At 57.0% G+C, this 10,023-nt stretch carries 9 protein-coding genes and 2 pseudogenes; 3 read left to right on the top strand and 8 right to left on the bottom strand.

Annotated features, from left to right (window positions below; all coding sequences use genetic code 11):
• From EP376_RS23395 to EP376_RS20090, 4 genes and pseudogenes are all read right to left on the bottom strand, one after another.
• Window positions 1-430 (bottom strand): IS66 family transposase (locus tag EP376_RS23395; protein WP_240652488.1); only part of this gene is annotated, 430 nt, incomplete at its 3' end.
• Window positions 431-536: 106 nt separating this feature from the next.
• Window positions 537-809, bottom strand: a pseudogene (locus EP376_RS23595) (transposase domain-containing protein); the annotation flags it as partial.
• A 248-nt stretch (window positions 810-1,057) separates the two neighbouring features.
• Window positions 1,058-1,210: a hypothetical protein gene (locus EP376_RS20095; protein WP_203331084.1), complete on the bottom strand. Its 153-nt coding sequence runs from the start codon at window positions 1,208-1,210 to the stop codon at window positions 1,058-1,060.
• 728 nt (window positions 1,211-1,938) lie between these two features.
• A protein-coding gene (locus EP376_RS20090) for an IS5 family transposase (protein WP_127657355.1) occupies window positions 1,939-2,726 on the bottom strand; the annotation gives its coding sequence in 2 pieces (ribosomal slippage) (window positions 1,939-2,387 and window positions 2,387-2,726; 789 coding nt in all).
• 159 nt (window positions 2,727-2,885) lie between these two features.
• Here EP376_RS20090 and EP376_RS23670 point away from each other — a divergent pair.
• From EP376_RS23670 to EP376_RS20075, 3 genes and pseudogenes are all read left to right on the top strand, one after another.
• On the top strand, window positions 2,886-3,452 hold the full coding sequence (locus tag EP376_RS23670; RefSeq protein WP_127657354.1) for a transcription termination/antitermination NusG family protein: 567 nt from the start codon (window positions 2,886-2,888) through the stop codon (window positions 3,450-3,452).
• Between the two features lie 33 nt (window positions 3,453-3,485).
• On the top strand, window positions 3,486-5,303 hold the full coding sequence (glmS, locus tag EP376_RS20080; protein ID WP_127657353.1) for a glutamine--fructose-6-phosphate transaminase (isomerizing): 1,818 nt from the start codon (window positions 3,486-3,488) through the stop codon (window positions 5,301-5,303).
• 132 nt (window positions 5,304-5,435) lie between these two features.
• A pseudogene (locus tag EP376_RS20075) lies at window positions 5,436-6,580 on the top strand (IS3 family transposase).
• 109 nt (window positions 6,581-6,689) lie between these two features.
• Here EP376_RS20075 and EP376_RS20070 read toward each other — a convergent pair.
• Genes EP376_RS20070 through rfbB form a run of 4 tightly spaced genes read right to left on the bottom strand, consistent with a single transcriptional unit; the run spans window position 6,690 to window position 10,023 of the window.
• Window positions 6,690-7,256 (bottom strand): haloacid dehalogenase-like hydrolase, encoded by a 567-nt coding sequence (locus tag EP376_RS20070; RefSeq protein ID WP_127657352.1) that lies wholly within the window; start codon window positions 7,254-7,256, stop codon window positions 6,690-6,692.
• Entirely contained in the window at window positions 7,249-8,130 is an 882-nt protein-coding gene (gene rfbA, locus EP376_RS20065) for a glucose-1-phosphate thymidylyltransferase RfbA (RefSeq protein WP_127657351.1), read from the bottom strand. Before rfbA ends, EP376_RS20070 begins: the two co-directional genes overlap by 8 nt.
• Complete coding sequence (gene rfbD / locus EP376_RS20060) at window positions 8,117-8,980, bottom strand: dTDP-4-dehydrorhamnose reductase (RefSeq protein WP_238928933.1); 864 nt, start codon at window positions 8,978-8,980, stop codon at window positions 8,117-8,119. Before rfbD ends, rfbA begins: the two co-directional genes overlap by 14 nt.
• Window positions 8,977-10,023 (bottom strand): dTDP-glucose 4,6-dehydratase, encoded by a 1,047-nt coding sequence (rfbB, locus tag EP376_RS20055; protein WP_127657350.1) that lies wholly within the window; start codon window positions 10,021-10,023, stop codon window positions 8,977-8,979. The genes rfbD and rfbB overlap by 4 nt, the downstream gene beginning before the upstream one ends.

The raw sequence follows: 10,023 nt of genomic DNA, 5'->3' as shown, positions 1-10,023 counted from the left end.
TGGGGTGCTGGCCCTTCCGATCGGGCGAGAAGCAATACCAGCTGGCGGGTGGAGCATCGCCATTCCAGGGCCGCTCGTCCCGACCATAGGCCCGGAGACGCGCTGTCGCCGTCTTGCCGCGGCTGGGCGCCAGCATCTTCGCCGGGGTGTCATCCGCGAAGATCGCCTGTCCGGCCAGCACATGCCGCCCGATGGCATCGGCGAGCGGTTCCAGCAGTGCGGTGGACTTGCCGACCCAATCGGCCAGTGTCGAACGGTCGAGGTCGAGCCCCTCGCGCTCGAAGATCTGGCTCTGGCGATAGAGCGGCAGATGGTTGGCGTATTTGGAGACCAGGACATGGGCCAGCAGGCCAGGGCCGGGGCGACCGCGCTCGATCGGTCGCGATGGCAAAGCAGCCTGGGTGAAGGCTTCGCAACCGGAACAGGCCATGCGGGGACGGACGATCCGGTTTACGATGGCGAGACCTTGTTCGCCATTGGTTCAAGAACAATGGTCGAGCGCCCGGCACATACTCCAGCTCTTCGGTCACATCCTCGCCGAGGCGGCGAAGGGTTCCGCCGCAATGGGCACAGTCCTCGTCGCCGGTGGTCAGCTCGATCTCCTGGCGCGGGATGTGATCGGGGATGGGACGGCGCTTCGGCTTGTCCTTCTCCTCTTCATCCGGGAGCCGCAGCTTCGCGGTCATCTTGGCGACGGCGACCTCGCTCGCCTCGAGCGCCAGCTGAAGCTGTTCGATCGTCTCCGACGAGGTGCCAAAGCGATGGCTGCGGTGACCGGCCAGCTGGTGACGCAGCTTCTCTATAAGCATCGCCTGCGACTTCACCTTGGCAAGCAGAAGCGCCGTGAACCGTCGTAGTTCCTCGGGATCTTCCGGAAGGGATTTGGCAACGTCCAGCATGGCTAATCATAGCAAAACAGGAGTGAGACAGGATGTCAACGCCGGTTCAAAACTGGCCCATTTGGCCGAAGTAAAAGTGACCCACCCATGCGATGAGCAGGCCGGATCGCGTGGGGTTTTCATATAACTCAAGCGCGGTCTGGCCTGCGGCAGTGGTGTTAGGCGACGGCGTTTTCCTTTCTGTTTTCGTTATGGACGTCGTCACGGCTCCGCCACTTCCAGACCGTCTGTTCGGAAATCCCGTAGTGCTCGGCCACCAGCCACGCCGGCTCCGTCCTCGCCTGGATCGCGGCCCGTATCTTCGTCGTCATGGTGGCCTAGTTGTGCAGAGAGATCAGCATGGTCGCACTCTCTCCCGAAGGATAGCGTTTGCCATGAACAGGGCGGAACGGCGAGGATCTAAGTGATCATTCGGGACGGAACAGATATGAACCTGTACGTAAGTCTGCCCTAGATCGCACTAATCGAAATTCTAGTAAATTATTTTCCCGCTTGCAATCAAGGACTATTACAAATCCGGAAAAACCTTTCAAAATCTGCAACGCCCCTAATAACGAGTATTGTCGGCTTTCTTTGAAAAGAATTTGATATATCAAACTTCTTCGGGACTTCGCGACTACATCCGCGCTCGTCTTCAAAAAGCGAACCCAGTATAAACTCCCATCGCGCATTCACATTAAAAAGTCCGCCTTCGACGTTCCAAATCGCACGAATACTGTTGCATCCGTACCTCGTACAAATGTTGGAAAAAGGAAGTTTTTCTTGTGTTTTTTTTATTGCGTCATTGATTTGAGTTTGCCTTGAATAAACCAAGTCTGAAAGTTCAGGCCTCAAGATCAAGCTCGAATAAAATAAAGACATCACGACTCTCGACCCTTTTTAAAAAATTCTATCGCAATGATAAGAGAAGTCCAAATGATCAATAGTTGATATCGATTTACTTTCGAGCTCAATTTTTGGCACAGCTCTTCGTCAAGATGTTCCTCTGTAATCCTGCAGTGACCGTGATCCAATGGGTAAGTTATGGCCTGCCACTAGGTCATGTTGACAAATGGCGCACCCAGAGGCGTATCGACGTGATGTCGATAAAGCATAGGAAGCTCTCCGCTGTTTTGTCGTAGCGGATGGCGACCCGGCGAGCGTTCTTCAGCTTGTTGAAGCACCGTTCGACCAGGTTGCGCAGCCGGTAGAGTGATCGGTCCACGCCAACGCGCTTTTTGCAGGACTTGCGCATCGGAATGACCGGCAGGACATCCCGTTTGGCCATGGTTTCCCGAATGGTGTCAGCGTCATAGCTTCGGTCGGCCAGCTGAACACTCGGTGCCGGCAGATTGTCGGCCATGACCAGATCGAAGCCGAGATAGTCGGAGGTTTGCCCCGCGGTGATCTCCGTCCTCATGGGCAGCCCTGCTGCATTGACGAGGAGGTGGATCTTGGTAGTGAAGCCGCCACGCGAACGGCCAAAACCCTGTCGCGGAGTCCCCCTTTAGCGCCCGCTGCCTGATGATGGGCGCGAACCACGGTGCTGTCGATCATTTGCAGTGCGTGGGGGACCGCGCCGCTTTCGTTCAGGGCGTCCATGGTCTGCTCCCAGAGCACCGCCAGCGTCCAACGCCGGAACTGGCGGTAGACGCTTGGCCACTTGCCGAACTCTTCCGGCAGATCGCGCCAATGGGCACCGGTTCGGGAAATCCAGAATATTCCATCAAGAACAGGGCGGTGGTCGGTAGGTTTGCGCCCATTCGGCGCGCGGACAGCCACGATGAACCGCTCAAAGAACGCCCATTCCTCGTCGGACATCAGGTCTCGTGCCAAGCTGGTCTCCATCGCAGATACCAGCTTGAACCACGATCAGCGAACCCTGTGAATCCCTTTTGTCAACACGTCCTAATGATGCCGCAGCCCCGTTTGGACAAGGAAATTATCCTAAGAGAGATTGTAGTGGGTCGTTCACAAAAGCTTAAAGAAAAGGCAGAAATTCGATAAATGGGGTCCATTCCTGATCGCGGTATGAGTCTTTTTATTGTACAATCGAACCCAAACTGTTCAAACATTGCAGACTTAAACCTCAAGCGCCAAGGTTTCCAAGCCTTCCTGCCAATGGAGGAGACATTATCTCAGTATAAAGGCAGGAGCGTCACCACGGTGCGCCCTCTGATTCTAGGCTACACTTTTGTGGTGTTTGATTTTGCCTGCGTTTGGCGCAAGGTCATTTCGACGTTCGGCATCGCACGACTGGTAAGCTTTGGCAGAGGTCCCGCAACTGTGCCGCTTGACCTTTTATCTTCGATTATGCTGCGCTTCGACCCTGCGGGCAAAGTGTCCCCACCCCAAAATGCTGAAATCTTGCGACTAGGTCGCACTGAACACAGGACCATTTGCCAACTTCGTAGCAGAGGTGGAGAAGATAGCGACAGGCCTCGGTTGTCATCGCTCAACTTGTTTGTGCAAGACCCGAGTTTCTGTCGGAGCGGAACAGTTGCGGGCAAGTTGAGATCGTCTGCCGCAACGGCTTCCAGTAAGTCTCTCAACGAGACCAGATATGTATCGTAGGAACGAACAAGCAAAGTAGAAGGGCAGGCAATAATGTGTGGTATCGTTGGCGTGCTGGGGTCACATGATGTGACTCCGGTAATTTTGGGTGCGCTGAAACGGCTGGAGTACCGTGGCTACGATAGTGCGGGCATCGCCACGGTTCACAAAGGCGCCCTCGACTGCCGTCGGGCGGCAGGAAAACTGATTAACTTGCAAGAAATTCTGGTACGCGAACCGCTTCGAGGGTTTGCAGGCATTGGCCATACACGCTGGGCAACCCACGGTGCTCCAAGTGTTGAGAATGCCCATCCGCACCGCTCCGGGCCAGTTGCGGTTGTCCATAACGGGATCATCGAAAACTTCCAGGAGCTTCGGGACGAACTGACTGCAGCAGGTGCCAATTTCACGTCCGACACCGATACTGAAACCATTGTCCATCTTGCGAGAAGTCATCTCGCTGAAGGCATGACCCCTTTGGACGCAACGCATGCCACTTTGAGGCGACTGGAGGGTGCATTTGCGTTGGCTTTCCTGTTTGAAGGGGAAGAGGATCTGTTAATTGCAGCACGCCGTGGCTCACCTTTGGTGATCGGCCATGGGAGTGATGAGATGTATGTCGGCTCCGATGCTATCGCGCTGGCACCACTTACCGACAAGCTAACCTATCTCGAGGAAGGGGATTGGGCGGCAATTACGCGCAGTTCAGTTCAGGTATTCGATACGGGTGGGAAAGAAGTTGACCGGCCAATCGTCAAGATTGCACTTGAGAGCGCAGCCGCGAACAAGTCAGGTCATCGACACTTCATGGCCAAGGAAATGGCTGAACAGCCGAGCATTATTCAGAAGGTTCTGGCCGCGTACATCAATGAGGGTAGTGGGGCTTTGACTTTGCCGGAAGGTGTGCAGTTCAACGAGATACGCCGGGTTGTCATGGTGGCCTGCGGGACAGCATTCTACGCCTGCCAAGTGGCTAAATACTGGTTTGAGCAGATTGCGCGCATACCGGTTGAGATCGACATCGCCTCTGAATTTCGGTATCGCGATCCCGTACTTCAACACGACGACTTGCTGATCGTCGTAAGCCAGTCGGGTGAAACCGCTGATACGCTTGCGGCGCTTCGACACGTCGCTGGGCAGGTGCGTCAGACGCTTGCCGTTGTAAATGTGCCTACATCCTCGATCGCGCGCGAGGCTGATGTTCTGGTACCCACTCTTGCAGGGCCGGAAATTGGTGTGGCATCAACGAAAGCGTTCACGGCGCAATTAATTTCCCTATTGTTGCTTGCTGTTAAAGCTGGGGTTGAGCGTGAAAAAATCGATGCGGAGGGTTTGAAAACGCTCATGTCGGAGATCAGCACCGTGCCAGGTCTCATCTCTCAGGCGCTAGACCGAGAACAGGATTACGCGCAAGTCGCGCAAAAACTAGCCCAAAGCGATGATGTTCTCTTTCTTGGCCGGGGCGTCATGTTCCCTATGGCGCTGGAGGCCGCTCTTAAGCTCAAAGAGATCAGTTACATCCACGCTGAGGCTTATGCTGCGGGCGAGTTGAAGCACGGTCCTATCGCACTCATCGACAATACATTGCCAGTAGTCATCTTTGCCCCGACGGGTGCCCTCTTTGATAAAACGGTCTCAAACATGCAAGAGGTCATGGCCCGGCACGGGCAGGTCACGCTCTTGACAGATGCAGCGGGTGCAAAGTTGGCTTGTGACGTCCAGAACGTGATTGTGATGCCCACGGCCCCGGTTGTCATCGCTCCACTTATTTATGCAATCGCCGCTCAGATGCTCGCTTACAACACAGCAATCGCTCGTGGAACGGACGTGGATCAGCCGAGGAATTTGGCGAAGTCTGTGACTGTCGAATAAACGTCGGTAGAACAACTATTTGTCTCGAAATTCTGCCGAGATGTGGAAGGCTGAGCTGCTCCCCGAAAATCGGACAGTGACGTAAGCTACGATCTGACGTCTGCTGGTCTCCAAGAACGAGGAGATCAGAACATGAAGAAGCGCAGGAACCATGACGCTGGGTTCAAAGCCCGCGTGGCGCTGGAAGCCGTGAAGGGTGAGCGCACGGTGTCGGAGCTGGCCGCCGAATACGGCGTGCATCCGACGATGATCCATCAGTGGAAGAAGGCCCTTTTGGATGGCGCGGCCGACATCTTTGAACGGGGCGGCAAGAGAGCGCCCGAGATCGACGAGGAAACGGTGCGGTCGTTGCATGCCAAGATCGGGGAGCTGGCTGTGGCCAATGATTTTTTGTCCAGAAAGCTCAAGCCCTGGACCGGCAAGTGAGGCGCGAGATGATCGATAAGAACCATCCACGCCTGTCGGTCGGGGCACAATGCCGTCTGCTGTCGATCCCGCGGTCGTCGTTCTACTACGAGCTGATGGGCGAGACGGCGATGAACCTCGACCTCATGGTGGTGATCGACAAGCAGTTCTTCGAGACACCGTTTTACGGCGTCCAGCAGATGACATGGCACCTGCGGAACGAGGGTTATGTCGTGAACTACAAGCGCATTCGTCGACTGATGCGGCTCATGCGCCTGATGCCGATCTACCAGAAGCCCGACACAAGCCGGCCAGCAAAGGGGCACAAGACCTATCCCTATCTGCTCGGCGGACTTCGGGTCGATCGGCCCAATCAGGTCTGGTGCGCCGACATCACATACATCCCGATGCGCCGCGGCTTCCTCTATCTGGTCGCCATCATGGACTGGTATACCCGGAAGGTGCTGGCGTGGCGCATATCGAACACGCTGGAAGCCGACTTCTGCGTCGAGGCTTTGAACGAGGCAATCCACAGGTTTGGTCCGCCTGAGATCATGAACACCGATCAGGGGTCTCAGTTCACATCATTCGTCTGGACGGACCGGCTGAAAAGGGTCGGCACCAGGATCTCTATGGATGGCAAAGGACGCTGCATCGACAACATCTTCATCGAGCGGCTGTGGCGGTCCCTGAAGTATGAATGCGTCTATCTGCACGGCTGGGAAACCGGCTCGCAGGCGAAGGCGGGCGTTGGCCAATGGATCACCTTCTACAATCACCAGCGGCCCCACGCCGCCCATGGCGGACAACCGCCCGCCGTGGTCTACTTCAACCAGATCGAAACCGACCAGCAAGGGCAGAGAGTAGGTTAAATTACGCCGGAAACTGTCCAAGGACCGGGGAGTAGCTCAATCATTGCTCTCTTTCCTCGAAAGTTCATGTTGCCGCTGAGGTTTGACGGCGCGGTACTAACTTATTTAGTCATATTACGATCCGGTTACATGGTCTACGGCTTTCATACTGCAAGGCCGTGGGGCATCTGTGCTGCGCCTTATCTTTAGTATATTGATTGGATCCTTCAGCGGTGTCCTGTGCCGTGAATGGGCTGGCCGATGATAGCTGTGACTTATAGGCGAAGCCCTTCGATCCGAACCACTCTTCCAGAAATTGTCCTTTATGCTCGCCCTCCAGGTTCAGTTTGCCATCAGAGCCATGGACCTCGTCGAAGATGCCGACGTGCGAGGCGATTGCTTCAGCGAAATCTCGATCGCTCGCGGTCACTAGCGCTGTTCGTCCGCCAGACGCGCGCCACTCCTGCACGAACGCGATCACCTTGGGATCGTAGGGGAGAGTGGCAGCCTCGACGGCTGACGCCACCGCGAGATGGCGCTTGAGCGATGCCCGGCCGCCAGTCAGCGCGGCGACAGAAAGGAACGGGCTGCGCCAGTCAAGACCGAAGGCCGACCAGAAGCTCTCAAAGAGCATGTCGCTGCGCAGGAGGGTTCCGTCGAGGTCAACAACCAGAACAAGGTTTTTTTCTCTAGCCATGGATCGGAGCCAAGCTATCAAGATAGCGACCATAGTCGTTTTTCTCAAATTGCTTTGCACGGGCTTGAAGCTGCTCCTTCGTGATCCACCCCAGTTCGAAAGCCACTTCGTCGGGCGCCCCCACTTGCTGACCTTGCCGTTCTGTCAGCGTGCGCACGAAGTTCCCGGCGTCCAGCAAACTGGCATGCGTGCCCGTGTCCAGCCAGGCAAATCCGCGGCCCATTTTCTGCACGCTGAGCATGCCATCCTGGAGGTAGCTTTCCAGCAGGCTTGTGATTTCCAGCTCACCGCGCGGTGAAGGACGCACGTCCCTAGCACGTTCCGCTGCCGTACCATCCACGAAGTAAAGACCCGTGACAGCATAATTCGACGGTGGCACGGGCGGCTTTTCAATGATGCTTTTCACCGTGCCATCAACGTCAAAATCCACCACTCCGTAGCGCTCAGGATCGGCAACGCGATAGCCAAAGACCGTTGCGCCGGTGGTGGTTTTTTCTGCCTCTTGCAGCAGCTCCGGCAAGCCATGCCCAAAGAAGATGTTGTCACCCAACACCATGGCGGCGGGACCGCCCGCCAGAAACTCCTCGGCCAGAATAAAGGCCTGAGCCAGTCCATCAGGGCCTGGTTGTACCTTGTAATGCAGTGCGATGCCCCATTGGCTGCCATCACCCAAGGTGCGGATGAATTGGTCTTGGTCGTGCGGGGTGGTGATGATCATGATGTCGCGAATGCCTGCCAGCATCAGCACCGTCAGCGGGTAATAGATCATGGGCTTGTCATAGATCGGCAGAAGCTGCTTAGACACACCCATCGTAATTGGGTAAAGCCTCGTCCCTGACCCACCGGCCAGTATGATCCCTTTACGCTCGGTCATGTGGAAACCCCAGTTCTGTCAATGTGTCGGCCAGCCCTGCGCGCCAGTCCGAGCGGGGAATGTTGAACGTTGTCTCCATGGTGCTGCAATCCAGCCTTGAATTCAGCGGTCGTGAAGCAGGCGTGGGATATTCGCGCGTCGGAATGCCCTGAACGCGAGTTGCACGGCCTGCCGCCGCGAATATCGCGCGGGCAAAATCGCACCAGCTGACATCGGGTGCGCCGGTAAAATGATAGGTGCCCGATTTCCCAGGATCGGCTTGGAGCTGCCGAGCGAGTTCCAGGCAGGCGGCTGCAATGGCCCGTGCAGGCGTGGGCCCGCCGACCTGGTCGTCGACCACGCGCAGTTCGTTATGACTTTCTGACAGGCGGACCATGGTCTTGACGAAGTTGGTGCCATGGGCGGAAAACACCCATGATGTGCGCAGGATTGCGTGGGACGCGCCCGTGGCGCGAATACCCTGCTCGCCCGCGAGTTTGCTTCGGCCATAGGCAGTTTGCGGCGCGGTCGCATCATTTGGGGCAAAGGGGCGCGTGCCTTCACCGTAAAACACGTAATCCGTAGAAATATGTACCAAAGGAATATGCAGCGCGGCACAGGCGTCGGCCATTGCAGCAGGGGCCGCGCCGTTGATTGCGGTGGCCAGAGCCTCCTCTGCCTCGGCCCGGTCAACGGCCGTGTAGGCGGCGGCGTTGATCACCGCAGTGGGCCGATGGACACGGATGGCTTCAGTACAGGCAGAAGGGTTGGCGAGATCAACCGTGTCCCGGCCCAAGGCCTGCACAGGCGCGAGACACCGCAACTCAGTGGCCACTTGGCCGCTGGTGCCGAAGACGAGAATCTTGCTCATGTCGTGCCGAGCCGCTGCCCTACACCCTGTCGCGCCAAGAGCGGATGCCACCAATCTTCGTTTTCGAGATACCAGTGTACTGTGCGCTCCAGACCTTCTTCCACGCTCACGGAGGGGCGCCACCCCAGTTCCGTGCGAATGCGCGACGGGTCGATGGCATAGCGCGCATCATGGCCGGGCCGATCGGTGACGAAGGTGATCAGATCGGCATAGGCGCCTGTTTCCCGCGGTCGCAGCTGATCTAGGATGGCGCAGATGGTTTCGACCAGTTGCAGATTGGTGCGCTCGTTCTCGCCGCCAATGTTGTAGCTGCGCCCCAATTGGCCTTGGCTGACCACCAGCAGCAGCGCATCCGCGTGGTCTTCGACATAGAGCCAATCGCGAACATTGCTGCCATCGCCATAGATCGGTAATGGCTTGCCGGCGAGCGCGTTCAGAATGACGACCGGGATCAGTTTTTCGGGGAAATGGTAGGGGCCGTAATTGTTGGAACAATTGCTCAGCACCACGGGCAGGCCGTATGACTCGTGCCAGGCGCGAACCAGATGATCTGACGCGGCCTTGGAGGCGGAATAGGGGCTGCGCGGGTCATAGGCCGTGGCTTCGGTGAACTTTACTGACGGGTCAGAAGGCAATGAGCCGAAGACCTCGTCTGTCGAGATGTGATGAAAGCGAAACCCTTGGGGCCTGCCTTGCGCCATCCAATATGTGCGCGCGGCCTCGAGCATGTTGAACGTGCCGGTGATATTGGTGTCGATAAATTCGGCAGGCCCATCGATAGAGCGATCGACATGGGATTCGGCCGCCAGATGCATCACGATATCTGGCTGGTGCGCGGCAAAACACGCATCCAGCGCTGCGAGGTCGCGGATATCGGCCTGCTGAAAGGCATAGAGCGGGCTATCCGCCACCGGCGCCACATTGGCCAGATTGGCGGCATAGGTCAGCGCATCTAGGTTGACCACCTGATGCCCACGCGCCACCGCCAGCCGCACCACGGCCGAGCCGATAAACCCCGCACCCCCTGTGACCAGTAGCTTCAT

The organism is Alexandriicola marinus (genome assembly GCF_004000435.1).
In the GTDB taxonomy this organism is placed as follows: Bacteria; Pseudomonadota; Alphaproteobacteria; order Rhodobacterales; family Rhodobacteraceae; genus Alexandriicola; species Alexandriicola marinus.
The sequence above is the reverse complement of the archived record's forward strand: the minus strand, read 5'-3'. Positions and strand labels throughout refer to the sequence as shown.

Excerpts from the sequence above, each read along its gene's own strand:
- EP376_RS20095 (WP_203331084.1), bottom strand. The coding sequence starts at position 1,210 with ATGACGACGAAGATACGGGCCGCGATCCAGGCGAGGACGGAGCCGGCG.
- EP376_RS23670 (WP_127657354.1), top strand. The coding sequence starts at position 2,886 with ATGGGGTCCATTCCTGATCGCGGTATGAGTCTTTTTATTGTACAATCG.
- glmS (WP_127657353.1), top strand. The coding sequence starts at position 3,486 with ATGTGTGGTATCGTTGGCGTGCTGGGGTCACATGATGTGACTCCGGTA.
- EP376_RS20070 (WP_127657352.1), bottom strand. The coding sequence starts at position 7,256 with ATGGCTAGAGAAAAAAACCTTGTTCTGGTTGTTGACCTCGACGGAACC.
- rfbA (WP_127657351.1), bottom strand. The coding sequence starts at position 8,130 with ATGACCGAGCGTAAAGGGATCATACTGGCCGGTGGGTCAGGGACGAGG.
- rfbD (WP_238928933.1), bottom strand. The coding sequence starts at position 8,980 with ATGAGCAAGATTCTCGTCTTCGGCACCAGCGGCCAAGTGGCCACTGAG.
- rfbB (WP_127657350.1), bottom strand. The coding sequence starts at position 10,023 with ATGAAGCTACTGGTCACAGGGGGTGCGGGGTTTATCGGCTCGGCCGTG.